20 protein-coding genes are annotated in these 24,658 nt (G+C 72.1%); 5 read left to right on the top strand and 15 right to left on the bottom strand.

The features are described from left to right. Nucleotides 1-117 precede the first annotated feature (117 nt). Both ACF061_RS02945 and ACF061_RS02940 read right to left on the bottom strand, forming a co-directional pair. A complete protein-coding gene (locus ACF061_RS02945; RefSeq protein WP_392265384.1) occupies nt 118-1,344 on the bottom strand; it encodes an MAB_1171c family putative transporter in 1,227 nt (408 codons plus the stop codon). A 296-nt stretch (nt 1,345-1,640) separates the two neighbouring features. After that, on the bottom strand, nt 1,641-4,631 hold the full coding sequence (locus tag ACF061_RS02940) for a beta-galactosidase (protein WP_392265003.1): 2,991 nt from the start codon (nt 4,629-4,631) through the stop codon (nt 1,641-1,643). A 76-nt stretch (nt 4,632-4,707) separates the two neighbouring features. Here ACF061_RS02940 and ACF061_RS02935 point away from each other — a divergent pair, with 76 nt between their 5' ends. Beyond that, the gene (locus ACF061_RS02935; protein ID WP_392265002.1) at nt 4,708-5,166 is read left to right on the top strand and encodes an RrF2 family transcriptional regulator; all 459 of its coding nucleotides are present in this window, start codon (nt 4,708-4,710) and stop codon (nt 5,164-5,166) included. Nucleotides 5,167-5,498: 332 nt separating this feature from the next. Here ACF061_RS02935 and ACF061_RS02930 read toward each other — a convergent pair whose 3' ends face one another. From ACF061_RS02930 to ACF061_RS02890, 9 genes are all read right to left on the bottom strand, one after another. After that, nucleotides 5,499-6,089: a TetR/AcrR family transcriptional regulator gene (locus tag ACF061_RS02930; protein ID WP_392265001.1), complete on the bottom strand. Its 591-nt coding sequence runs from the start codon at nt 6,087-6,089 to the stop codon at nt 5,499-5,501. A 463-nt stretch (nt 6,090-6,552) separates the two neighbouring features. After that, nucleotides 6,553-7,716, bottom strand: coding sequence for an aldose epimerase family protein (locus tag ACF061_RS02925; RefSeq protein ID WP_392265000.1), 1,164 nt, complete (start codon nt 7,714-7,716; stop codon nt 6,553-6,555). A 55-nt stretch (nt 7,717-7,771) separates the two neighbouring features. Next, nucleotides 7,772-9,016, bottom strand: a complete 1,245-nt coding sequence (gene mmsB / locus ACF061_RS02920; protein WP_392264999.1) for a multiple monosaccharide ABC transporter permease — start codon at nt 9,014-9,016, stop codon at nt 7,772-7,774. Beyond that, nucleotides 9,013-10,572: a multiple monosaccharide ABC transporter ATP-binding protein gene (gene mmsA, locus ACF061_RS02915; RefSeq protein ID WP_392264998.1), complete on the bottom strand. Its 1,560-nt coding sequence runs from the start codon at nt 10,570-10,572 to the stop codon at nt 9,013-9,015. The genes mmsB and mmsA overlap by 4 nt, the downstream gene beginning before the upstream one ends. 42 nt (nt 10,573-10,614) lie before the next feature. Further along, nucleotides 10,615-11,724 (bottom strand): multiple monosaccharide ABC transporter substrate-binding protein, encoded by a 1,110-nt coding sequence (gene chvE, locus ACF061_RS02910; protein ID WP_392264997.1) that lies wholly within the window; start codon nt 11,722-11,724, stop codon nt 10,615-10,617. A 208-nt stretch (nt 11,725-11,932) separates the two neighbouring features. Then, nucleotides 11,933-12,901, bottom strand: a complete 969-nt coding sequence (locus ACF061_RS02905; protein WP_392264996.1) for a hypothetical protein — start codon at nt 12,899-12,901, stop codon at nt 11,933-11,935. A gap of 158 nt (nt 12,902-13,059) precedes the next feature. After that, entirely contained in the window at nt 13,060-14,064 is a 1,005-nt protein-coding gene (locus ACF061_RS02900; RefSeq protein WP_392264995.1) for a zinc-binding dehydrogenase, read from the bottom strand. After that, entirely contained in the window at nt 14,061-15,224 is a 1,164-nt protein-coding gene (locus ACF061_RS02895) for a mandelate racemase/muconate lactonizing enzyme family protein (protein WP_392264994.1), read from the bottom strand. The genes ACF061_RS02900 and ACF061_RS02895 overlap by 4 nt, the downstream gene beginning before the upstream one ends. A 1,250-nt stretch (nt 15,225-16,474) precedes the next feature. Continuing rightward, nucleotides 16,475-16,915 carry a MarR family winged helix-turn-helix transcriptional regulator gene (locus ACF061_RS02890; RefSeq protein WP_392264993.1) on the bottom strand — a complete coding sequence of 147 codons (441 nt, stop codon included), beginning with the start codon at nt 16,913-16,915 and terminating at the stop codon, nt 16,475-16,477. A gap of 120 nt (nt 16,916-17,035) precedes the next feature. On the opposite strand from ACF061_RS02890, the gene ACF061_RS02885 reads away from it, so the two are divergent. From ACF061_RS02885 to ACF061_RS02875, 3 genes are all read left to right on the top strand, one after another. Then, entirely contained in the window at nt 17,036-18,058 is a 1,023-nt protein-coding gene (locus tag ACF061_RS02885; RefSeq protein ID WP_392264992.1) for an NADP-dependent oxidoreductase, read from the top strand. Between the two features lie 229 nt (nt 18,059-18,287). Then, nucleotides 18,288-18,707: an organic hydroperoxide resistance protein gene (locus ACF061_RS02880; RefSeq protein WP_392264991.1), complete on the top strand. Its 420-nt coding sequence runs from the start codon at nt 18,288-18,290 to the stop codon at nt 18,705-18,707. A gap of 124 nt (nt 18,708-18,831) precedes the next feature. Beyond that, nucleotides 18,832-19,638, top strand: a complete 807-nt coding sequence (locus tag ACF061_RS02875) for an EI24 domain-containing protein (RefSeq protein ID WP_392264990.1) — start codon at nt 18,832-18,834, stop codon at nt 19,636-19,638. Nucleotides 19,639-20,082: 444 nt separating this feature from the next. Here ACF061_RS02875 and ACF061_RS02870 read toward each other — a convergent pair whose 3' ends face one another. Together ACF061_RS02870 and ACF061_RS02865 are read right to left on the bottom strand one after the other, a co-directional pair. Further along, a complete protein-coding gene (locus tag ACF061_RS02870; protein ID WP_392264989.1) occupies nt 20,083-21,060 on the bottom strand; it encodes an aldose epimerase family protein in 978 nt (325 codons plus the stop codon). A gap of 15 nt (nt 21,061-21,075) precedes the next feature. Beyond that, complete coding sequence (locus ACF061_RS02865; RefSeq protein ID WP_392264988.1) at nt 21,076-21,975, bottom strand: SGNH/GDSL hydrolase family protein; 900 nt, start codon at nt 21,973-21,975, stop codon at nt 21,076-21,078. 257 nt (nt 21,976-22,232) lie between these two features. Here ACF061_RS02865 and ACF061_RS02860 point away from each other — a divergent pair, with 257 nt between their 5' ends. Further along, complete coding sequence (locus ACF061_RS02860; RefSeq protein WP_392264987.1) at nt 22,233-22,727, top strand: DUF3145 domain-containing protein; 495 nt, start codon at nt 22,233-22,235, stop codon at nt 22,725-22,727. Nucleotides 22,728-22,954: 227 nt separating this feature from the next. Here ACF061_RS02860 and ACF061_RS02855 read toward each other — a convergent pair whose 3' ends face one another. Next, nucleotides 22,955-24,247 (bottom strand): beta-ketoacyl-[acyl-carrier-protein] synthase family protein, encoded by a 1,293-nt coding sequence (locus tag ACF061_RS02855; RefSeq protein ID WP_392264986.1) that lies wholly within the window; start codon nt 24,245-24,247, stop codon nt 22,955-22,957. An 87-nt stretch (nt 24,248-24,334) separates the two neighbouring features. After that, entirely contained in the window at nt 24,335-24,583 is a 249-nt protein-coding gene (locus tag ACF061_RS02850; protein ID WP_018545314.1) for an acyl carrier protein, read from the bottom strand. Nucleotides 24,584-24,658: the final 75 nt, after the last annotated feature.

Below are 24,658 nucleotides of genomic sequence, written 5' to 3'. Positions count from 1 at the left end.
TCGCCCGCGCACCGCGAACCTCCACCATTCCCGCGCCGCGGACCCCCATCATCGCCGCGCCGCGCGCCCCCGGCACCCCCGGGCCGGGGACCGCGCCGAACGGCCGGACCAGCGCGTTCACTCATGGACGGGCACGCTCCTCACCGGGACGGCGGCCCGCACCCGCACCGCCTGGAGACGGTCGGGCCGGCGCAGGGCACGGGAGAGGGCGCCGATCTCCTTGAGCAGTTCCGTGGTGTCGCCTCCGGCGCCGTCCGCGTCGTCCCGGGCGGCCCGCCCCCGGACGGCCACGGCGTCCTGGACCGCCACCGCGGCGGCCAGCGCCCGCGCCTTCTCCGGTGCGTACCCGAGCTCCAGCGCCGCCTCGTACGCCCGCCCGCGCGACTCCTCGTCGATGTGGCGCGCCAGCGGCAGCAGCACGTCCCGGATGAACGTCTCGCGCCGGGTCAGCCGCAACTCCGGCCCGCCGCGCAGCAGCGGGGCCGGAACGCCGCCGTCGACGGTCCGCATCAGCAGGTACAACGGCCGCAGTTGACGGTGGGCCAGCCGGACGCGCCAGCGGTCGTGCAGATACTGGCCGGCGTGCGGGACGATGAAGCCGACCGCGATCAGGATGGCCGACACGCACGCGACGGGCGGCGCCAGGTCGGTGCTCAGCCAGTCCAGGTCGCGCCCCGACCAGCGGGCCCCCACGGCGGTGAACTTGACGGTGTCGAAGAGCAGATTGAACCCGTAACCGACACCCAGCGACTTCAGCCCCCAGCGCAGCCAGGCGTCCAGCCCGTCGGTGCGCACCCAGTTCCAGATCACCCGGAACGTGATGAGCACCGCCACGGCGTGCGCGAGCAGGTAGAGCAGGATCTCCTCGCGCATGAACGGCGTGCCGGCGTAGTAGGTGTCCAGGTCCCGCAGCCGCTCCACCGGCACGTCGGCCAGGGCGAACAACCCCCACAGCGCGACGATCACCCCCGAGTAGACGGACACGACCCAGCGGGTGGCCCGGCGGGTCGCGGCCGAGCGGTCGGCCAGGCCGTTGCGCCAGGCGATGATCAGCAGCAGACACGACCCGCAGAACGCGGTGAGCAGCGAGTAGACCCACGGCGCCGAGATGTTCGGCACGCCCGTGACCCGGTTGGTCCAGTGGATCGTCGGCGGCGCCACGAACACGAACACCGCGCAGGCGAGCAGCAGCAGCCCGCCCACCGCGCGCAGCATCGGGTCGTGCCACAGCCGGATGATCGTGGGCACCTTGATCAGCAGGGCGGCGGTGAGCACCGCGGCCGGGATCCAGAAGGAGATGGAGCAGTGACCGGCGAACTCGGCCGGGTCGAACGCGAGCCGCAGCCGGCCGGGACCGGCGTCCTCGCAGGACCCGGCGGCCGGGCCGGCCAGGACGGCGACCGGTTCGGCCGGCAGGATCACCGTGCCGCTCCCGGACGCCCGCGGTGGAGGTGCCCCGCAGGACGGGCCGCCGCGCGCCGCGCGCCCGCGAAGTGCATCGTCCCACCCCTTCCGGCCGCCCGTGCGGGACGGTTCGTACGAGCCTACGCGGCCGTATGTGTCCGCGTCATGCGATCCGACGACCGCTGTTCAACGGAGAACGACCGCCGACCGGGCGTTGCTTCCCGGCCCGCGCGGGCTCAGCGGCCGGAACAGGCCACCAAGGACACCGGCACCCCTCCGGCCGCGCTGCCCAGCAACGTCAGCCGCACCCGCCCCGGCCCGGCCGGCGTGGTCCCCTCGGACAGCACCGCCAGGGCCAGGGTGTTGACGCCCCGGGTGCGCAGGATCCCGTTCGGCAGGACGAAGGTGTGCTGCGGGCCCACGTCGTTGACGTACTGCCCCAGGTTCCAGCCGTTCAGGAAGATCTGCGCGCGATAGGCCCGGCGCGGATCGTCCTCCAGCGTCAGCCCCACCGACGCGTCCACGCCCGCCGGCACGGCCGGCCGGAACGTCGTCCGGTACCAGGTCACCCCCTGCCGGCGCTCGGCCCGGGGGAACGCGACGGGCTTCCAGCCGCCGTCCGCGAACCCGGGCAGGTGCCAGCCCTCCCGCTCCCCGAACAGCCCGCCGTTGTTCAGCGGCCCGCGCACCGGATCCGGCGCCGCCTCGCCCTGGATACGCCACGTCACCCTCGGCGCGCCCCCGGTGAAGGCGGCCGAGGTCAGCCCGCGCGCCGCCTTGTGCGTGTCCAGCGCCCTGCCGTCCTGGTCGTGCGCCATCCGCCGCACCAGGACGGACAGCACGTGCCGCCCGCCCGTCCGCGACCGCTTGCCCACCGGCAGGACGGCCGTGCCCGTCCAGGTGCCCCTGCGGATCGTGCCGTCGTCCGGCACGGGCATGCGGTGCGTGCCCAGCGGCTCCCCGTCCAGCCACGCCATCAGCAGCCCCAGCGTTCCGGTGCTGTAGGAGAGGGACACCGACTCGATGCCGGTGGCGTCCGTGAACGTTCCCCGGTACCAGACGTCGCCGTAGTGGAAGCCGTAGTCGTCGGCGAACAGGACCGGCCCGCCCTCGGGGACCGCCGTGGTGCTGTACGAGGACGTCCGGTCGGCGACCCGCCACCCGGAGTCGTCGAAACCCGGCGCCGACTCCGGGTTCTCGGCCCGCGTCCGCCAGCCGCCGAGCACCGGCAGCTCCACCTCGGGCACCCCGGCCTGCGGCACGGCGGCGCGCAGACTGCCCGAACCGGTCGGAACCGTCCGCACCGCGCCGTCGTTCCACGTCACGCCCTCGACGCCGCGCGGCCCCCACACCTCCAGGCCGGCCGCCGCCACCGTGTCACCGGTGAGACGCAACGTGGAGTCGCGCAGGACGGCGCCGCGCAGCAGCTCCGGCCCGTACACCAGAACCGAACCCGACGGCGTGTCGTACGGCCACAGCCGCAGCGACGTCGCCTCGTCGGCGAACAGCACCAGCAGCGGACGGTCGTTGCCGTCGCCCTCCACCCGCACCCCGATCAGCCCGCCCGCGCCCAGCGGAGCGGTCAGCCGCAGCAGCCCCTGGTCGTAGACGTACGCCGCCTGCTGGCTCAACCGTGTGACCAGCGGCTCCTCCGCGGACTCCAGGACCACGCGCGCCATGTCGCCGCGCCGCCCGCAGAACACGACGACGTCCTGCCGGCCCGCGGACAGGAACAGCATCGGCTGCGCGGTGGAGTAGCGCAGCCTGCGCGGCCCCAGCGCCAGGTTGGCGACCATCAGCCGGGCGTCCCGGGCCGGCACCGTGACCGGCAGGTCGTCACCGCCGACCGGGACGGCGGGGGCGACCGCGGAGGCGACGGCTGCGGTGACCTCCCGGTCACCGTCGTTGCGCAGGACGTAGACATGGGCGTCCGTGTCCGGGTTCCTCAGGTGGTAGGCGGTCAGCCCCGCCACCTTCACGTCCGCCGCCCGGTCCAGCTTGGCGAAGTCCGGGATGGTCCGGAGCATGTGCCCCGTCTGGTGCATCGGCGCCAGCTTCCCGGTGAGCTGCCGGCCCTCGTCGATGGCGGCCCCGTAGTCGTACGACGTGTAGACGACCGGCGCGGGCAGCCAGCCCCACGACGTGCCGCCGAACGTCATGTAGACGTTGTGCGCCGTGATGCCGTTGGCGAGATTGGTCAGGTGGAAACGGCGCTCGTACGCCGCGTCCCGGGTGCGCCGCGCCTCGGCGTACCCCTTGCCCTTGAAGAACACCCCGCCCCACGGGTCGAACCAGCCGCCCCCGAACTCCGGCATGAACCCGGGCGTACGGGGACTCGCCCCGGCCCCGCCGGTCGGCCCGCCGGTCCCGAACTTCCCCCAGTCCGGCGGGACCTGGGAGGGCGAGGGGTACCCGTCGAACCCGTACAGCCACCGCCCCCGCTCGCCGCCGGTGTCGAAACTGCCCGGCGTCCAGTAGCCGTTGCGGCCCTTGTCGTTGTGGAAGAGGGGCACGTCGATGCCGTCGGCGCGCACCTTCCGGTACAGGTGCGACATGTAGGCGCGGCCCGTCGGCTCGTCGACGTGCGCGTCGTACTCGTTCTCGATCTGGTAGAGCAGCACCGTGCCGCGGCCCCTGGTGAACAGGTGCCGGGCGACGATGGCGTCGACGTGCCCCAGCCACTCGTCGACGTGCCCGAGGTACGTCGGATCGGCGGTCCGGGCGGTGCCCGCGGTGGCCGTGAGCCAGCCGGGGAAACCGCCGCCGTCGACCTCGGCGTTGATGTAGGGGCCCGGCCGCAGCACGACGTAGAGCCCCGTCTCGGCGGCCGTGCGAAGGAACAGGTCGAGGTCGCGGACCCCGGTGAAGTCGTACTTCCCGGGAGCGGGCGAGTGGTAGTTCCAGGCCACGTAGACGCTGACGGCGTTGTAGCCGTGGGCGCGCATCTTCTGCAGGACGTCCCGCCACAGCGAGGGACTGGGCAGCCGGAAGGGGTGCATCTCGCCCGACCACAGCACCAGCCGCCTGCCGTCGACCAGCAGCGAGTAGTGGTCGAACCCGACGGTGTGCCGCCGCCCGTCGGCGCTCGGCGCGGGCGGCGGCGGCCCGGTCGGCACCTCGCGCGCGGCGTACGCCGACGACGCCCCCGGTCCGCCACTGCCGCCCAGTGCCAGCCCGAGCGCGGCGGTGCCCGCGAGGGCGCTGAATGAACGTCTGCTGAGCGCCAAAGCTGTGCCTCCCGGGCGGATCTTACGGGGCGCGGGTGCCGACATTCTCCACCGTCCCGACAGCCACAATGGACGCATGAGGATCTCGGCGCGGGCGGATTACGCGGTACGGGCGGTTCTGGAACTGGCCGTCCGGCAGGGCGACGGCCCGGTGAAGGCAGAAAGGATCGCGGTCGAACAGGGCATCCCGCACAAGTTCCTGGAGGGCATCCTCGGCGACCTGCGCCGCGCCGGCGTGGTGACCAGCCGGCGCGGCGGGGGCGGCGGGTACGCCCTGGCCCGGGAGGCGTCGTCGATCACGGTCGCCGACGTCATCCGCGCGGTGGACGGCCCGATCGTCTCGGTGCGCGGCGAGCGGCCCACGGGCCTGACCTACACCGGCTCGGCGGAGCCGCTGCTCCCCCTGTGGATCGCCCTGCGCGCCAACGTCCGCCGGATCCTGGAGGGCGTCACGGTGGCCGACATCGCGACGTGTGCCCTCCCCGAGGAGGTACGACGCCTGGCAGCGGAGCCGACGGCCTGGGAAAACCCCTGACCCACGGCGCGCCCCGGCCGCGGCGCGACCCGTGGGCACGGCTGGCTGTACTGACCCGTGAGGTCGGGGACGCGGCTGGCCGTGGACGTCGCGAGCCGTCTCAGGGCACCTGGGTGTTTCCTGGGCGGCCGGAAGCGGGGGTACGCGGTGGCGGCGTGCGTCGCGGCGCTCGTGACGTCGGTGATGGGCGCCCTGGAAGGGCGGAGATCGATCCCGGTGTTTGCAAGTGGCTGTGGGGCCGCCTCCTTCTCGGGTGAGTGTGGGGCTTGCGGGGGCCCACAGCCACTTGTCCTCCCGCGTGGGGAGAACACCCTGCGACCGGGGAGAGCGGGCTAGGGACGCTCGTCGGTGATGAGGGCGATCAGGCGTCGTAGCGTGGACCGCAGTTCCTCCTCGTCGACCGAGTGGGACATGAGCAGGTGGTGGAGCGTGCCGACCAGGGCCAGCGCGGCCGTGTCGGTGTCGGTGCCGGACGGGATGCGGCCCAGGGCGCGCTCGGCTGCCATGTACTGGGCGATGGTGTGCTGGACGGCCGTGTAGCCGGCCTCGCCGCCGTGCAGCGCGGTGCGGATGCGGTCCGTCGCGGCAGGGCGGAGCAGCGCGGTCCGGGCGATGGCGGGGAACGGCGGGGTCGTCATCACCAGCGTGATGTCCAGCAGGTTCTCGGCCACCGTGTTCTGCCCGGCCCGGTCGGTGACGGCGGTGACGAGCTGGACCAGTCGCCGCATGCGGTCCAGGACCAGCTCGGCCAGGAACTCGTCCACCCCGGTGAAGTAGTTGTGGAACACGCCCTTGGAGCAGCCCGCCCGTTCGGCCACCGCGCGCGTGGTGACCGCGTGCGGGCCCTCCTCGGTCAGCAGGGCCTCCGCGGCGGCGTAGAGCCGCTCGCGCGCGTCCGGGGTGGCGACCCCTCGTGGGCTCATGTGTCCTCGTCCTCCCTGCGGAATGTGTCCGGAGGTCATTCTTGCGCGATGGCGAGCCGCCACCTCGTTGTGGGCGTACGCCCGGGACGGGGGTGGGCGGGGAGGAGGCGCGTCGGAGCGGCGTCGGCGGGGCGGCGTCGGCGGGGCGGCGTCGGCGGGGCGGGCGGCGTGGGCGGGTTGGTCATCCGGTCGTGCCGGGCCGTCCAGTGGCAGGAGGGCGACGGCCCCCTCGTCCCGTGCGCCTGCCTTGTGCCTGGAGTGCTGCCGGCGGCCTGCGGGACGGGGCGCGGGCCGGGCCGGGGGTGGGGACCCGGGAAGGGTGTGGGCCGGGGGAGGGGTCAGCGGCGTCCGGGGCAGGCGGAGAGCGGGCGGCGGCCCGTGCGGGGAAGCACGGGCCGCCTCTGTGCACTGGCGGGGGTGCGTGCCTGCCGCGCTGTTCAACTCAGCGCATGGGAGGGTGTGTTCACGCGCCGAAGGAGTGGATCGTGGTGGTTCGGTAGGTGCGGCCCGGGCGCAGCACGGTCGACGGGAAGGCGGTGTGGTTGGGGGAGTCCGGGAAGTGCTGGGTCTCCAGGGCCAGGCCGTCGCCCTGGCGGTAGGTGCGGCCGGAGGTGCCGACCAGGGTGCCGTCGAGGAAGTTGCCCGAGTAGAACTGCACGCCGGGCTGGTCGGTGGAGATCCTCAGGGTGCGGCCGGAGGCCGGGTCGCGCAGGGTCACCGCGTGCACGGGTCCGGCGGTCACGCCCTTGTCGAGGACGAAGTTGTGGTCGAAGCCCTTGGCGGTGACCAGCTGGGGGTGGCCGGCGCGGATGTCCCGGCCGATCGGCTTGCGGCGGGTGAAGTCGAAGGGCGTGCCCTGGACGCGGGCCAGTTCGCCGGTGGGTATCAGGCCCTGGTCGGTGGGGGTGTACCGGCCGGCGGCGAGCCACAGTTCGTGGTCGTGGACGCTGCCGCTGCCCTCGCCCGCGAGGTTGTAGTAGGTGTGGTTGGTGAGGTTGACGATGGTGGGCTTGTCGGTGGTGGCCTCGTAGTCGATGCGCCAGTCGCCGTGCCGGGTGAGGGTGTACGTCACCTTCGTCCTCAGCGTGCCGGGGTAGCCCATCTCCCCGTCGACGCTGGTGTAGTGCAGGTGGAGGCCGACGTCGGAGCCCCGGGTGAAGGGTTCCACGTCCCAGACCTTGGTGTTGAAGCCCTTGGCGCCGCCGTGCAGGCTGTTGACCCCGTCGTTGACGGAGAGCTGGTAGGTCCTGCCGTCCAGGGTGAAGCGGCCGCCCGCGATGCGGTTGCCGTAGCGGCCGATGGTGGCGCCGAAGAAGGTGGTGCCGGCGACGTAGGCGGCCAGGTTGTCGTAGCCCAGGGACACGTTGGCGTAGCGGCCGTGGCGGTCGGGGATCTCCAGTGACTGGACGATGCCGCCGTAGGAGAGGACCCGCAGGCGGGTGCCGCCGTTCTCCAGGGACCAGCGGTGGACCTTGGTGCCGTCGGAGAGCGTGCCGAAGAGTTCCCTCACCGGCTTTTTGCCCGCGGACGAGGGGCCGGGGCCGGCCGCCTGGGCCGTGCCGCCGAGCGAGGCGGCGGCGATGCCCGCCGCCGCTCCTGCGATGACCGTGCGTCTGTTCAGTTCCATGTGCTGCGGCTCCCTGATGAGGAAGGGCCCCGCCTGCGGCGGGGCCCGAGCTGACTCACGAACCGGACTTGCGCTTGTTCCACACGTCGAAGCCGACCGCCACCAGCAGTGCGAGCCCCTTGATGACCTGCTGCCAGTCGGTGCCGACGCTGAGGAGGTTCATGCCGTTGTTGAGCACGCCGAGGACGAGACCGCCGATGATCGCGCCGAGGACGGTGCCCACACCGCCGCTCATGGACGCGCCGCCGATGAACGAGGAGGCGATGGCCTCCAGTTCGAAGTTGACGCCCGCCTTCGGCGAGGCCGCGTTCAGACGGGCGGCGACCACCAGACCCGCCAGGGCGGCGAGCACGCCCATGTTCAGGAACACCTGGAAGGTGACCCGCTTGTCCTTCACACCGGACAGCTTCGCGGCCGGCAGGTTGCCGCCGATCGCGTAGATGTGCCGGCCGAAGACGGCGTTGCGCATGATGTAGCCGTAGCCCACCACCAGCGCGGCGAGGATGATCAGGATGATCGGCGCGCCCTTGTAGCTGGCGAGCAGCAGGGTGAGGACGAGGATCGCGGCGACCAGGGCGACCAGCTTCAGCGCGAACAGCTTCACGGGTACGACGTCGAGGGTGAACTCCCGCTGCCGGCGCCGGGCCCGCACCTCCTGCCAGACCACGGCGGCGATCAGGACGATGCCGAGGAGCAGCGTGAGGTTGTGGTAGTTGGTGTTCGGGCCGACCTCGGGCAGGAAGCCGTTGCCCATCTTCTGCAGGCCGTCGGGGAACGGGCCGAGGGTCTGCCCCTTGAGCAGGATCTCCGTCAGGCCGCGGAAGAGCAGCATCCCGGCGAGGGTGACGATGAACGACGGTATCCCCAGATACGCGATCAGGAAGCCTTGCACCGAGCCGGCCGCCGCGCCGACCAGCAGGCACAGCACCAGTGCGACGGGCCAGGCCACGCCGTGCTGGACGGTGAGCACGGCGGCGAAGGCACCCACGAACGCGGTGAGCGAGCCGACGGACAGGTCGATGTGGCCGGCGATGATCACCAGCATCATGCCGATCGCGAGGATCAGGATGTAGCTGTTCTGCAGGACCAGGTTGGAGACGTTGCGGGGCAGCAGCAGGTCGCCGCCGGTCCAGATCTCGAAGAGGATCACGATCAGACCGAGCGCGATCAGCATGCCGTACTGGCGCATGTTGCGGCGCAGTCCGGTCAGCACCAGCTGGAGCAGGCCGTTGCCGCCGGCCGATCCGGTGCCGCCCGGCGGCGCGGGGGCCGGGGTCTTGGCGGTCACATCCGTGCTCATCGGGTTACCTCTTTGTCCTGTGTGTCCTTCGTCATCCGGCGCATCAGCTCTTCCTGCGTGGCCTCGGCCCGCGGCACCTCGCCGGTCAGCCGTCCGGCGGACATCGTGTAGATGCGGTCGCACATGCCGAGCAGTTCCGGCAGTTCGGAGGAGATGAAGACGACCGCCTTGCCCTGGGCGGCCAGTTGGTCGATGACCGTGTAGATCTCGTACTTGGCGCCCACGTCGATGCCGCGGGTGGGCTCGTCCAGGATGAGCACGTCGGGTCCCGAGAAGATCCACTTGCTGAGGACGACCTTCTGCTGGTTCCCGCCGGAGAGCTTGCCCACGGACTCGAAGACGGTCGGCGCCTTGATGTTCATGGACTTGCGGAAGCCCTCGGAGACCTGGCGTTCCTCGTGCTCGTCGACCACGCCGCGCCGGGCGACCTTCCGCAGGGCGGTGAGCGAGATGTTCCGGTTGATGGTGTCGATGAGGTTCAGGCCGTAGTGCTTGCGGTCCTCGGTGACGTACGCGATGCCGTGTCCGACCGCCTCCGCGACGGTCTTCGTGCGGATCTCGGCGCCGTCCTTGAGGACCGTGCCCCGGGCATAGCGGCCGTAGGTGCGGCCGAAGACGTTCATGGCGAGTTCCGTGCGGCCGGCGCCCATCAGACCTGCGATGCCGACGATCTCCCCGCGGCGTACCTGGATCGACACGTCGTCGACCACCTTGCGCTGCTGGTCGATGGGGTGGAACACGGTCCAGTTGCGGATCTCCAGCGCGGGGGCGGCGCCGTCCTCGGGCTGGTGCGGGGTGCGCTCGGGGAAGCGGTGGTCGAGGTCGCGGCCCACCATTCCGGCGATGATCCGTTCCTCCGTGGTCCCCTCGGCCCTGACGTCGAGGGTCTCGATGGTGCGGCCGTCGCGCAGGATCGTCACCGAGTCGGCGACCTTGCGGATCTCGTTCAGCTTGTGGGAGATGATGATCGAGGTGATGCCCTGGTTCCTCAGCTCCAGGATGAGGTCGAGGAGTTTGTCGCTGTCCTCGTCGTTCAGGGCCGCGGTCGGCTCGTCGAGGATGAGCAGTTTCACCGACTTCGACAGTGCCTTGGCGATCTCCACCAGTTGCTGCTTGCCGACGCCGATGTCGGCGACGCGGGTCTCCGGGTGCTCGTCCAGGCCGACGCGGCGCAGCAGTTCGGTGGCGTGCCTGAGGGTGTCGTTCCAGTTGATGAGTCCGCGCTTGGCGTGTTCGTTGCCGAGGAAGATGTTCTCGGCGATGGACAGGAACGGCACCAGCGCCAGTTCCTGGTGGATGATGACGATGCCGTGGTGCTCGCTGGCCCGGATGTCCTTGAAGCGGCAGACCTCCCCCTCGAAGAGGATGTCGCCCTCGTAGCTGCCGTGCGGATGGACGCCGGAGACCACCTTCATCAGGGTGGACTTGCCGGCGCCGTTCTCCCCGCAGATGGCGTGGACCTCGCCCTGACGGACACTCAGGTTGACGTCCGACAGCGCCTTGACACCGGGAAAGGTCTTGACGATCGAGCGCATTTCCAGGACGGGTCCCGCCATGGTCGTGCCTTCCAGTCGTGTGCGGTCGGTGGGAGCGGGCTGTTACTTGAGCTGGGCGTCGGTGTAGTAGCCGCCCTTGACCAGGACCTCTTCGTAGTTGGACTTGTCGACGCTGACCGGCTGGAGCAGGTAGGCGGGGACGACCTTGGTGCCGTTGTCGTACGACTTGTCGTCGTTGACCTGGGGCTTCTTGCCCTTGAGGACGTCGTCGACCATGGTGGAGGCGACGTCGGCGAGCTTGCGCAGGTCCTTGTAGACGGTCTGCGTCTGCTGGCCGGCGATGATCGACTTCACGGAGGCGAGTTCGGCGTCCTGGCCGGTGATGACCGGCAGCGGCTTGCTGCCGGAGCCGTAGCCGTCCGACTTCAGCGAGGACAGCACACCGATGGAGATGCCGTCGTACGGCGACAGGACCGCGTCGACCCGCTGGCTCTTGTAGGAGGAGGTCAGGATGTCGTCCATGCGCTTCTGGGCGGTGGCCCCGTCCCAGCGCAGGGTGGTGACCTGGTTGAGCGCGGTCTGGCCGGACCGGACGACCAGTTTCTTGCTGTCGATGTACGGCTTCAGGACGCTCATCGCGCCGTTGAAGAAGTACTTGGTGTTGTTGTCGTCGTTGGAGCCGGCGAACAGCTCGATGTTGAAGGGGCCCTTGCCGTTCTTCAGGCCCAGCTTGTCGACGATGTAGCCGGCCTGGAGTTCGCCGACCTTCTCGTTGTCGAAGGAGGCGTAGTAGTCGACGTTCTTGGTGCCCAGGATGAGGCGGTCGTAGGAGATGACCGGGATGTCCGCGTCCGCGGCCTCCTGGAGCACGTTGTTCAGCGACTTGTTGTCGATGGCCGCGATGATCAGGCCCTTGACGCCCTGGGTGATCAGGTTCTCGATCTGCGAGACCTGGGTGTCCGGGTTGTCCTCGCCGTAGACCAGCTTGGTCTTGTAGCCCTTGGCCTTGAGGTCGTTGACGACGTTCTTGCCGTCGGAGATCCAGCGCTCGGAGGACTTGGTCGGCATCGCGATGCCGATCGTGCCGCCCTTGGCGCTGCTGTCCTTGTCCTCCTTGGAGCCGCCGTCGCTGTTCTGCCCGCAGGCGGACAGGGTCAGGGCGAGGGAGGCGGCGGTGGCCATCGCGGCGAGTGCGGCTCTGCGGTTGCGCATGCTCATCATCCTTGATGTGTGTGCGGGGTCGGTCCGGCGGTGCTGGGGTGGCGCGGATGCGGTGCGGGAGCGGTACCACTGCGGTGCGGGCTGCGGTGCCTGGCGGTGCGGTGGAGCGGGGCGCGGGTGGAGCGGTGATGGACCGAGAACGGTTGTGTGGGATTGTGCGCGGCTGTGTCTTGTTCTGTGAAGCGCAGTTTCCGGAACGTTATGCCGGTGTTTCGAACCGGCGCAGGTCGCCCGGCAGTCGGGAGCCCAGTGGCGCCATGTCCCCGGCCGCCCCGTGCCGCTCGAGCAGGTCCAGTGCGAGCCGGCCGCGCCGCACCCGCTCCCGGGCGGTGGCCAGGGTGACCTCGCGCATCTGGTGTCCGTACGGGTAGATGCCGGGCGCCTTGGACAGGCCGAACTTCAGGTACAGCGGCGCGCCGCGCCGGATCAGCTCGGCGACCTCGTACATCCGCACATAGCCGCCCAGGTCGTCGGGCGCCTCGATGTACATGTCCATCGGTGCGCCCGACACCCGCCGGATCTCGGTGAGGTGGTCGAGCGTCAGGTCGCTGGGCACGTTGACGGAGTCGGCGCCCAGGTGCTCGTAGACGGCGTACGAGGCCGGGTTGACCGGACCGATCAGCGCGGAGACCTTGAGCGTGGTGTCGGCGGGGATGATGCCGGCCGTGCGCGCCCGGTGCAGCGTCCACAGCACGCCCTCGTCCGCGACGAGCAGGCACTTGACGCCCAGTTCGGCGGCCCGTACGGCGTCCTCGACGCATCCGGCCACCGCGTCGTGGCCCCGGGCGCGCAGTCCGGCGCCGCGGGAGTCGGAGCGCACCGAGCCGCCGGTGTCCCAGGTGCCGCGCGGGCCGGTGAACAGGCACAGCTCGATGTCGCGTTCGGCGGTGGCCTCGACCATCTCGGTGATCTCGGCGTCGGTCAGCATCCACACGCCGCTGCCCTGGCTGATCCGGTGGATCGGGACGTCGAGCCGCGAGGATTCCTTCAGGACCACCGACAGCGCCTCGGGACCCTCGCACGAGGGGATCTCGGTGCGCCAGCGGCCGCCGCCGGGGAAGGCGTGCGGCGAGGCGTCGGCGGGGTCGAGGGCCGGGGCGGCCAGACCGAGCGCGGTGAGCACCTGCTCACCGGGCCTGCGGGCTGCCGTGGCGGAAGCGTCTGTCACAAGCTGTCCTTCGGTTCGACAAGCCAACCTGTTCGACATGTCGAACGCGGTTCGTGGCTCGGGGTGCGGAAAAGGCTCGGTGGTGTGCCGGTCGCGGCGTCGTCGGGCCGCGCCGCGACCGGCGCACGGTCGGGGACGGGGCCCCCGGGAGGCGGGCGTCAGGGCCGGAGCAGGACCTTGCCGACCGCGGGATCGCCGGCCCCGACCAGGTCGATGGCGTGCGAGAACTCGGTGAGCGGGAGTTCGTGGGTGACCAGCGGCAGCGACTGGAGCAGTCCGGCCGCGAACACCCGCACCGTGTGCGCCCACGCGTGCGGCGGCGCCCCGAAGACCGTGTGCACCTCCAGTTGCCGTACCACCAGATCGGTCGGGTCCAGGCCCTCGGCGCCCGGTGCCGGGATCCCGGTCAGCACCAGCCGTCCGCCCCGCCCGAGCAGCGCCGCGGCGGTGCGGGCCGCGTCCGCGGACCCGGCGGTCTCGATGACGACGTCGAAGCCGCACGGCAGTTCCTGGTCCTTGGTCCAGAAGCCGGTGGCGCCCAGGCGTCTCGACAGCGCCTCCCGGTCGTCGCTGACGCCGACCACCGCCAGCTCGGCCGGGGAGACCGCCCTCAGGAACTGCACGGCGAACATGCCGAGCGTCCCGGTGCCGACCACCGCGACCCGCTCGCCCGGCCGGGCGTTCGCCTTCAGCGCGGCGGCCGCGACGCAGGCGGCCGGCTCCAGCAGGGCGGCCGCGGTGAGGTCGGCGTCGTCCGGCAGGACGTGCAGCAGCCGGGCCGGGAGCGTGAGGGTGGCCGCCATCGCGCCCGGCTGGGTGAAACCCGTCTCCTCGTACCCGGCGCCGCACAGGGTGGTGCGGCCCGCGTGGCAGTGGTCGCAGACCTGGCAGTTGCGGAAGCCCTCGCCGACCACCTTGCGGCCCACCAGGTGCTCGTGCACCCCGGCGCCGATCGCCCGTACCGTGCCGGACCACTCGTGGCCCGGGGTGAGCGGGTAACGGACGTACCCCTCGGGCCGGGTGCCCTGGTACAGCTCGCGGTCACTGCCGCAGAGGCCCACGGCGTGCACGTCGACCAGCGCCTCGCCGGGACCCGGCTCGCGGGGCGTGTGCGCCACGAGGCGGTGCGCGCCCGGCGCCTCGACGACGACGGCGGTGCTCACCGGGCGCCCTTCGGCCTGCGCGTCTCCCAGCCCTCGGCCCACAGGTCGAACCGGGCCTGCTGCTGCGGGAACTCGGCCGCCGCGTCGACGTCCAGCTCCACGCCGAGACCGGGCGCGTCGGAGAGGTGGAAGCAGCCGTCCTCCGGATCCACCTGGGGAGCGCCCTTGACCACCTTCTTGATCTCCGCGTCCGCGAAGTCGTTGAAGTGCTCGAGGATCTTGAAGTTGGGGGAGGTGAAGCCGACCTGGAGGGACGCGGCGGTCAGGACGGACCCGCCGACGTTGTGCGGGGCCACCAGCATGTAGTGGGTCTCGGCGGTCGCGGCGAGCTTCCGGGTCTCCCAGATGCCGCCGATGTGGCCGACGTCCGGCTGGACGATGTCGACGGCCTGGCTCTCGAAGAGCTCGCGGAACTCGATCCGGTCGTGGATGCGCTCACCGGTGGCGACCGGGACGTCCACCTTGGCGGCGATCTTCTCCAGCGCTTTCAGGTTCTCCGGCGGGCACGGCTCCTCCAGCCAGGCCGGCTTGAAGGGGGCCATCTCCCTGGCCAGCCGCACCGCGGTGGCGGGGGAGAAGCGGCCGTGCATCTCCAGCATCAGCTCGGCGTCGGGTCCGATGGCGTCCCGCACCGCCTCGATCAGCGAGACGGCGTACAGGGTCTGCTCGTGGTCGAGTTCGAAGTGCCCGGTGCCGAACGGGTCGATCTTCAGCGCCCGGTACCCGCGCGCCATGACGCCCTGGGCGGCCTTGTGGTACGCCTCCGGGGTCCGCTCCGTGGTGTACCACCCGTTGGCGTACGCCTTGACCTTGTCGGTGACCTTGCCGCCGAGCAACTGCCACACCGGCACCCCGAGCGCCTTGCCCTTGATGTCCCAGCACGCCATCTCCACGAGCGCGATGCCGGACATGACGATCTCGCCCGCACGGCCGTAGTCGCCGTACTTCATCCGGCGGACCAGGTCCTCGACGGCGAACGGGTCGGATCCGAGGACGTGGTTGGCCTCGGCCTCCCGCAGGTAGCCGATCAGCGCGTCGGTGTGGCCCAGCATCCGGGTCTCGCCGACTCCCGTGATGCCCTCGTCGGTGTGCACCTGGACGTAGGTCAGGTTGCGCCACGGCGTCCCGACCACGTGTGTGCTGATTCCGGTGATGCGCACGGCGGTTGCCCCTCAGCTGTTCGAGATTGCGGTTCTGGCGGTAGCTGTTCGAGATGGGTTGTTCGAAATTTCGTCAGGCGTTCGAAATGCTGGCGTGACAGTAAGGACGGCGCGCGGGGGGTGTCAATGGGGCCGACAGGTAACGGTTTCGGCAAGCCCTTCGACAGCTCTTTCGATCCCCCACGGAACCTTCACATGGGCCACTGGGAACGCCGCCTGCCCGGAACTTAGTCTTCCGGCGTCATGAACTACTGCCACCCGTGCCGACGGCATCTCAACGGCGCCCTCGTCTGCCCGGGGTGCGGCACTCCGGCCGACACGCGCCCGGTGGACCCTTACGGGCCCGAACTTGGGAGTGACGGCGAGGAGTTCGCGCGTGCGCGACGGGACGACGGCGACGCTGACGCCGAGCGAGACCGCGACGGCCCGGACGGTGGTGAGGGCCGTGGGCGACCGGCGGAACGGGCGGACCGGCGCCGGGCGCCGGAGCGCGGTCGCGGGGCGGCCGGCGACGACCCGGTGGATGCGGCGGGCACGGCCGCGAGCCGGCGCGACCGCAAGGCGGCGGCCCGGCACAGACGCCGTCGCCGGACCGTCCTGATCACCACGGGCCTCGTCCTGGCGGCGGGCGGACTGAGCCTGGCCGAACTGGGCACGGTCGCGCCGGGCCTGCCCGGCCTCACCGGCCCGGGACCGACGGCGGCCGACGGCGGGGCGGCCGACGGCGTCACGGCGAGCCCCGGCGTGCCGGAAGCGGCCGGGCCGCCCGCGGACGCCTCCGGCGGGGCCGCGAGCGCGCGCCCGGCGGCGATGCCGTCCTCGGGCTCCGCGTCGCCGTCCGCCTCCGCGCGGGACGGCCGGCCTGAGCCGGGGCCGAGCGGCTCCGGCGGTGCGCGGCAGTCGCCGTCGTCGGCGGCACCGAGTGCGGCACCCGGTGCCGCCGTGGGTGCGGGTGCGGGTGCGGGTGCGGCCGTGGGCGGGGGCGCGGGGGCGACTCCCACGACCCCGGCGGCCCAGCAGCCGACGGCCCCCGCGGCGTCGCAGCCGGCCCCGTCGGACCCGTCACCGCAGCCGGCGCCGACGCACACGTGCGAGCGGTTCCTGTGGTGGTGCTCCTGAGGCCGGCCGACGTGGACGGAAGCCGCCGCTCGGGGGCCGCCCAGGGGCCCCGCGCCGTCGGCGCCGGCCGGCCGCCTCCTCCGGGGCCCGCGAGCGGAGGACCCCGACCCGGCCCCTCCGCGCGGCGCGGCTCAGTCGGAGCCCAGCATCCTGCGCAGCAGGTCCCGCAGTGCCAGTCGCTCCTGGTCGCTCAGTTCCGCCAGCGGCTCCCGCGCGAAGCGCAGTCCCTCCCGCAGTTCCCGCGCCACCCGGCGCCCCTCCTCCGTCGCCGCCGCCAGTTTCACCCGGCGGTCGGCCGGATCGGGTCGCCGCTCCACCAGCCCCCGCACCTCCAGCCGGTCCACGATCCCCGTCACGTTGGACGGCTCGCACTTCAGCTTCTGCGCCAGCTTCCGCATCGGCAGCGGCTCCAGCGACAGCAGGCTCAGCAGCCGGGCCTGCGCGCCGGTCAGCGCGTGCTCGCCGGCGGCTTCCTCGTAGTCCTCGTAGAACCGGGCCACGACGTCACCGATGAGCTCGACGACCTCCATGGTCAGGGCATCGGGGCGGCGGGTATTCGGTGCAGTGGCCATGTCGTCCAGCGTACCCCGTTGCTTGACAGGCTGAAATATTCAGGCGCATGGTTGTTTCAGATAGTGAAGTAATCCGCTCCCCGGAGCATCCCCCCACCGCACCGACGAAAGGCGCCCCCCATGTCCGACACCCCCGCACTTCCCGCCGTCAGCCGTGAATGGCACCTGCTCAGCCGGCCGGTCGGCTGGCCGAAGCCGGAGGACTTCGCCCTGGTGGAGGCCGAGCTCCCGCGGCCGGGCCAGGGCCAGGTCCTGGTGCGCAACGAGTACCTCTCGGTGGATCCCTACATGCGTGGCCGGATGAGCGAGGCAAAGTCCTACGCTCCTCCGTACGAGCTGAACAAGCCCATGCTGGGCGGCGCCGTCGGCGAGGTCGTCGCCTCCGAGGCCGAGGGCATCGCCGTCGGCGACCACGTCCTGCACTCCGGCGGCTGGCGCGAGTACGCAGCCGTGGACGCCGGCCAGGCGGTCAAGGTCGACCCCGAGGTCGCGCCGCTGTCGACGTACCTCGGGGTGCTCGGCATGACCGGCCTGACCGCCTACGCGGGCCTGCTGCGCATCGCCTCCCTCAAGGAGGGCGACGTCGTCTTCGTGTCCGGCGCGGCCGGCGCGGTCGGCAGCCAGGTCGGGCAGCTCGCCAGGCTCAAGGGCGCCTCGCGCGTGATCGGCTCCGCCGGGTCCGACGAGAAGGTCAAGCTGCTCCTCGACGAGTACGGCTTCGACGCCGCGTTCAACTACAAGAGCGGCCCGGTGGCCGAGCAGCTCCGGGCGGCCGCCCCCGACGGCGTCGACGTCTACTTCGACAACGTCGGAGGCGACCACCTTCAGGCCGCCATCGGCTCCCTCAACCGGGGCGGACGCATCGCGATCTGCGGCATGATCTCGGTCTACAACAACACCGAGCCCGCGCCCGGCCCGAACAACCTGGCCCGGCTGATCCAGACCCGGGGGCGCATCGAGGGCTTCCTCGTCGGCGACCACTACGACCTCCAGCCGCGGTTCGTCCAGGAGGTCGGCCCGTGGGTGCGCTCGGGCGAGCTGAAGTACCGCGAGACCGTCGTCGAGGGCGTCGAGAACACCTTGGAGGCCTTCCTCGGCGTGCTGCGCGGCGACAACACCGGGAAGATGATCGTCAAGCTCTGACGGACCGGGACGTCGGCGGCCGGGCGTCCGGCCCGCCAAGCCGCCCTCCGGCCGGTCCGCACGTCCGCTCGGTCCGCCCGTCCGCTCGGTCCGCCGGTCCGTTCGACGGCGGGCCGGCAGGCCGACCGGCGCGCGGTCTTCCGCAGGGATTCCGGCATGCGGTAAGTTTATTCCGAAACCGTTGTGATCGTGGGCGCGAGTCACGACGGAACGAGGAGGAACGCACCGCATGCCCATCCAGCAGTCCGACGTCAAGTACACCGCGGTCGCCACCGCCGAGGGCGGCCGCGACGGCCGGGTCGCCACCGACGACGGCAAGATCGACGTCGTCGTGAACCCGCCCAAGGAGATGGGCGGCAGCGGCACCGGCACCAACCCCGAGCAGCTGTTCGCCGCGGGCTACAGCGCCTGCTTCCAGGGCGCCCTGGGCGTCGTCGCCCGCCAGGAGGGCGCCGACATCTCCGGCTCGACCGTCACCGCGAAGGTCGGCATCGGCAAGAACGAGGACGGCTTCGGCATCATCGTCGAGATCTCCGCCGACATCCCGAACGTGGACGCGGCCACCGCGCGGAGCCTGGTCGAGAAGGCCCACCAGGTGTGCCCGTACTCGAAGGCCACCCGGGGCAACATCACGGTCACGCTGGCCTGAACCGGACGCCGCCCGGCAAGGAGGCCGCACTCCCGGTGCGGCCACCGCCGGGCGCGGACGACGGGCCGGGCCCGGCGGGGAATCGCCCGGGAGGCCCCCGGGCGTCCCTCGATAGAGTGAGCCCATGCGTGATCTTGGGGTGGGATTCGGTTATCTCCTGAAGGGCCAGCGCTGGGTCGCCCGGCACGGCAGGTCGTACGGCTTCGGTCTGCTCCCCGGACTGATCACCCTGGTCCTGTACGCCGCCGCGCTCGTCGCGCTCGCCCTGTGGGGCGAGGACGCCGTCGCCTGGGCCACTCCCTTCGCCGACGGCTGGCCGAGTCCCTGGCTCGGCCTCTTCCGCGGCTTCCTCACCGCCGTGCTGTTCGCCCTCGGGCTGCTCCTCGCCGTGGTCACCTTCACCGCGGCCACCCTGCTGATCGGCCAGCCCTTCTACGACAACCTCTCCGAACAGGTCGACCGCGACGTCTCCCCGGACGGCACCGCGCCCGAGTCCGGGCTGCCGCTCTGGCGCGAGCTGTGGATCTCCGCCCGCGACGGGCTGCGCATCGTGGTGCGGGCCGCGCTGTGGGGCGTGCTGCTCTTCGCCCTCGGCTTCCTGCCCTTCGTCGGCCAGACGGTGGTCCCGGTGATCGGCTTCTTCGTCACCGGCTTCTTCCTCACCGAGGAACTGGCCGCCGTCGCCCTCCAGCGCCGGGACGTGGACCTGCGCGCCCGTCTCGCCCTGCTGCGTTCGCGCAAGCTGCTGGTCTGGGGCTTCGGCACCCCGCTCGGGCTGGCCTTCCTGCTGCCGTTCGTCGCCGTGTTCCTGATGCCGGGCGCGGTCGCGGGCGCCACCCTGCTCGCCCGCGACCTGCTCGGCGAGGAGACCGGCGAGCCGGGGGAGGCCGACGGCGCGGAGGAACCGGGCGGGTCGGCGGTACCCGCCTGATTGTGAAGGGTTCGTACGAGGTTGCGGCCGGGCTGCCGATCACCGGGCACCGCGCCCCTTCGGCGATTACCGTCTGATCGGGGACGAGTCTCCCGCCGGCGGCCCCGGTCCGAGAACCTGACCCCCGGACCGGGGCTCGTGGCGCCACCGGCCATCCGGCGGACCCCCGGCCCGCGGACGCCCGGACGGCCCGGCAGCCCGCCACGGGGAGACGTCCGGGGGAGCGGGCGCGAGGCGAGCGGTCAACGGCCGGTGATCACCGGCGGCACGGCGCCGCTGAACCGCGCGGACGCGGCGGCCCTGCTCGGCACGGCGGCCGGGCGGACGCGCGGCGGGAGGGCCCGGCGACATGAGTGACACCCGTGTCCTGGGCGGCCGGCGCCCGGCGCGCGCCGCGGGTACGGGCCGCGGGAACGCCCGGTGCGGTGGACGCCCGGCCGGCCGCTACCGCACCGAGAAGCCGTACACCGTCTCCGAGCGGAACACCTCGCCGGGCCGCAGTTCGGTGCTCGGGAACTCCGGGCGGTTGGGGGAGTCCGGGAAGTGCTGGGTCTCCAGGGCGATCCCGGCGCCCGGGGCGAACGGGCCGGAGAGGTGGTCGGCGGTGTAGAGCTGGAGGCCCGGCTCGGTCGTCGAGACCGTCAGGACGCGGCCGGACGCCGGGTCGTACAGCTCGGCGACCTCCTCGGCCGCCGGGGTGACGCCCTTGTCGAGGACGAAGTTGTCGTCGTAGCCGGAGCCCACCTGGCGCGGGTGGCGGAAGTCGAAGCGGGTCCCGGCGACCTCCGCCAGCACGCCGGTCGGGATCAGACCGGCGCCGACCGGGGTGCGGCGGGAGGCGGCGAGCCGCAGTTCGTGACCGCCCGCCGCGCCGGAGCCGGCCCCGCCGAGGTTCCAGTACGCGTGGTTGGTCGGATTGACCACCGTCGGCGCGTTGGTGACCGCCTGGTAGGCGATGCGCAGGGCGCCCGAGGCGTCCAGCGTGTAGGTGGCCGAGACCTCCAGCCGGCCGGGGAAGCCCTCCTCGCCGTGCGGGGAGACCCGGGCCAGGCGCACCCCGTGCTCGACCTCGGTCACCTCCCACACCCGCTTGTCGAAGCCTCTCTCGCCGCCGTGCAGCGAGTTGGGGCCGTCGTTGGGCGCCAGCGCGTACGTCCGCCCGTCCAGCGGGAACCGGGCGCCGCCGATCCGGTTGGCGTACCGGCCGACCAGGGCGCCGAGGAACGGCTCGGGATGGGCCAGGTAGCCGTCCAGGCCGGGGAAGCCGAGCACCACGTCGGCGGTGCGCCCGTCGCGGTCCGGCACCTCGACCGACTGCACGATCCCGCCGTACGACAGCACCCGCACCCGCACCCCGGCCCGCTCCAGCGTCCAACGGTGCACCGGTGTTCCGTCGGAAAGTCTGCCGAAATTTTCGCTCATGCCCGGAACCCTAGGTCACGGGTTCTTGGCGGTGACGGCCCGGTAGGCGATCTCCGCGAGGCGGGCCTGGCCGTCACGGCTCGGGTGGAACCAGTCCCAGTGGCTGAGCTGCTCCGTGCCGAAGCGGTAGTCGAAGACCGCCTCGTGGTCGAAGCGGCAACGGCGGTCCTTGGCGCAGACCTCCGCCAGCGCCTTGTTGTACGCCACCACCCGGTCCTGCACGGCGTCGCGCCGCCGGGTCGCCGTCCCGTCCAGCGCCTCCGCGTCGCCCAGCATCGACGGGCAGATGCCCAGCTTCCAGATCTGCTTGCCGAGCGGGTTCGTACGCCCCTCGGACCACAGCCGCTTCAGGTTCGGCACGCTGGAGACGTACACCTCGGTCTTCGGCAGCGCCTGACGCAGGGTGTTCATGGCGTCCTGGAACTGGCCGCGGAAGTCCGCGACGGACGTCATCTCGTCCGTGGAGGCGCGGCAGGCGTCGTTGGCCCCGACCATCACCGTCACCAACTGCGGCTTGTTCAGCACCGCCTGGCCGACCTGGCCGTTCAGATCGCTCATCCGGGCACCGGTCACCGCGTGGTTCCAACTGTGCTGCGCCGCGCCGGTCACCCCGAGCAGCCGCACGGCCAGGCTGTTGACCGAGGCGTCGCTGCCCGTCGCCCAGGACACCTCCGGGCAGTCCGACAGCACCGCGCACGCGTCGAAGCCGCGGGTGATGGAGTCGCCCACCGCGGCGATCGAGTCCGGCGCGGTGTCCCACACCGGGGTCGGCGAGGCGGACGGCCGGGTCGCGCGCGCCCCGGTGTCGCCCCGGCCGAAGGTGCCCCCGTCGGCGCTGTCGCAGCCCGCGGTGGCCAGCACCGCCGCCGCCACCACGGCGTGCGCTGCCCGCATGGGGTGGCTTCGCTTCCGCATCCCCTGGAGTTCCCCTCGGTCGTCGGGCGCTGATCCGGTCCCCTCCATGAGAACGCGTGGGGGTTCCCGTTCCCGCTCGATGTGACGGCGCACACCCGCACAAGCGTCCCCATGGGTGAATGGCGGGGGTTTCCTGGCACCGGGACCGACGGTACGTCACACTCCTTGCCCCGTCGCACGGTAGCCTCGCCATCAACGTGGCCGTCGCGCCACTGCCCGCCCGACCGCATCCTGTCCCGCCCTGTCCGGAGGTCCCGGTGACGACACGTGGAGTTCTGTACGTGCACTCCGCGCCGCGCGCGCTGTGCCCGCACGTCGAGTGGGCCGTCGCCGGGGTCCTCGGCACGCGTGTCAGCCTGGACTGGATCCGGCAGCCCGCCGCGCCCGGAACCTGGCGTTCGGAGTTCTCCTGGCAGGGCGAGGCGGGCACCGGCTCCAAACTCGCCTCGGCGCTGCGCGGCTGGCACCTGCTGCGCTTCGAGGTGACCGCGGAGCCGTGCGCCACCGCGGAGGGCGAGCGCTACAGCTGCACCCCGGACCTCGGCATCTTCCACGCCGTCACCGGCATCCACGGTGACATCCTCATCCCCGAGGACCGGCTGCGCGCGGCGCTCACCCGCTCCCAGGGCGGCGAGACGGACCTGGAGGCGGAGGTCGCCAAGCTCCTGGGCAAACCCTGGGACGACGAGCTGGAGCCCTTCCGGTACGCCGGTGAGGGCGCCCCGGTGCGCTGGCTGCACCAGGTCGTCTGACCGCCGGCCGGCACGGCCCCGCCCCGCACGGACACGAAGGCCACCGGGTACGCCGGTGCGCCGGGGCCGCCGTGCCCGCCGACGGCCCGCCACGCGATGGCTCCCGCGCACACCGACCGCCGCGGTGCCGGCTCCCGCACGCCCCGAGGACCGCGCGGCGAGGTTCCGCGAAGACGAAGGGCCCCCACCGACCGGTGGGAGCCCTTTCAGGTGCGTGACGGGGGTTCTCAGACCGTCCGGAACGCCAGCACGACGTTGTGGCCGCCGAAGCCGAACGAGTCGTTCAGCGCGGCGATGCGGCCCTCGACGGGCAGCTTGCGGGCCTCGCCGCGGACCACGTCGGCGTTCGCCTCGGCCTCGGGGTCGATGTTCTCGACGTTGATGGTCGGCGGCGCGACCCGGTGGTAGAGGGCCAGCACGGTCGCCACCGACTCCACGCCGCCCGCGCCGCCGAGCAGGTGACCGGTCATCGACTTGGTCGCGGAGACCGCCATGTGGTCGGCGTCGTCGCCGAACACCTTGCGCAGCGCCTTCAGCTCGGCGATGTCACCGGCCGGCGTGGAGGTGGCGTGCGCGTTGACGTGCACGATCTCGGCCGGGTCCAGGTCGGTGCGGTCCAGCAGGTTCAGCAGGGCGTGCGAGATGCCGCGGCCCTCCGGCTCCGGCTGCACGATGTCGTGGCCGTCGGCGGAGATGCCCTGGCCGACCGCCTCCGCGTAGACGCGGGCACCGCGCTTGGCGGCGTGCTCGGCGGACTCCAGCACGAGCACACCGGCGCCCTCGCCGAGGACGAAGCCGTCCCGGTCGACGTCGTAGGGACGCGAGGCGCCCTGCGGGTTCTCGTTGTTCTTGGACATCGCCATCATGTTGCCGAACGCGGCGATCGGCAGCGGGTGGATCGCCGCCTCCGTGCCGCCCGCGACGACCACGTCGGCGCGGCCGGTGCGGATCATCTCGATGCCGTAGCCGATGGCCTCGGCGCCCGACGCACAGGCGGAGACCGGCGTGTGCACGCCCGCGCGGGCGCCCACGAGCAGGCCCACGTTGGCCGAGGGGCCGTTCGGCATCAGCATCGGCACGGTGTGCGGGGAGACGCGGCGGACGCCCTTCTCCTTCAGCACGTCGTACTGGTCGAGCAGGGTGGTCACGCCGCCGATGCCGGAGGCGATGACCGCACCGAGCCGGTCGGGGTCGACGGTGTCCGCCGCGTCGGCGGAGGTCCCGGTCTCGCCCGCCTTGCCGGTGAAGCCGGCGTCGGCCCACGCCTCCTGAGCGGCGATCAGCGCGAACTGCGCCGAGCGGTCCAGCCGGCGGGCCTGCGGCCGCGGGATGGTCTCGGTCGGCTCAACGGCGACCGGGGCCGCGATACGGACGGCCTGCTCGGCCGCCCACTCCTGGGTCAGCGGCTTGACGCCGGACTTGCCGGCCACCAGGGCCTCCCAGGTGGAGGCTACGTCGCCACCCAGCGGTGTGGTTGCGCCGATACCGGTGACGACCACGGTGCGATTGGTCGAGCTCACGGGAATTCTTTCTCCAACGGATGCGAGGATTCGTACGGCGCCACCGCCGGGTGGCGGGGCAGTCAGCCCAAGGCGGTGATCGGTGGATCAGGCCTGGTGCTTGAGGATGTAGTCGGTCGCGTCGCCGACCGTCTTGAGGTTCTTGACGTCCTCGTCGGGGATCTTGACGTCGAAGCGCTCCTCGGCGGCGACGACGACCTCGACCATGGACAGCGAGTCGACGTCCAGGTCGTCGGTGAAGGACTTGTCCAGCTGGACGTCCTCGGTGGGGATCCCGGCGATCTCGTTCACGATCTCGGCGAGACCGGCGACGATCTCTTCCTGAGTGGCGGCCATGTCGGCGCTCCTTCGTAGATGTTCCAGAGGGTGTGGCAGTGTTTCCCGCACCGGACGCGTGATCCGGCACGGAGT

The sequence above is a fragment of the Streptomyces sp. NPDC015220 genome (assembly GCF_043079345.1).
GTDB lineage: Bacteria > Actinomycetota > Actinomycetes > Streptomycetales > Streptomycetaceae > Streptomyces.
Note: the sequence above shows the minus strand (reverse complement) of the source record. Positions and strands in the feature narration are given on the sequence as shown.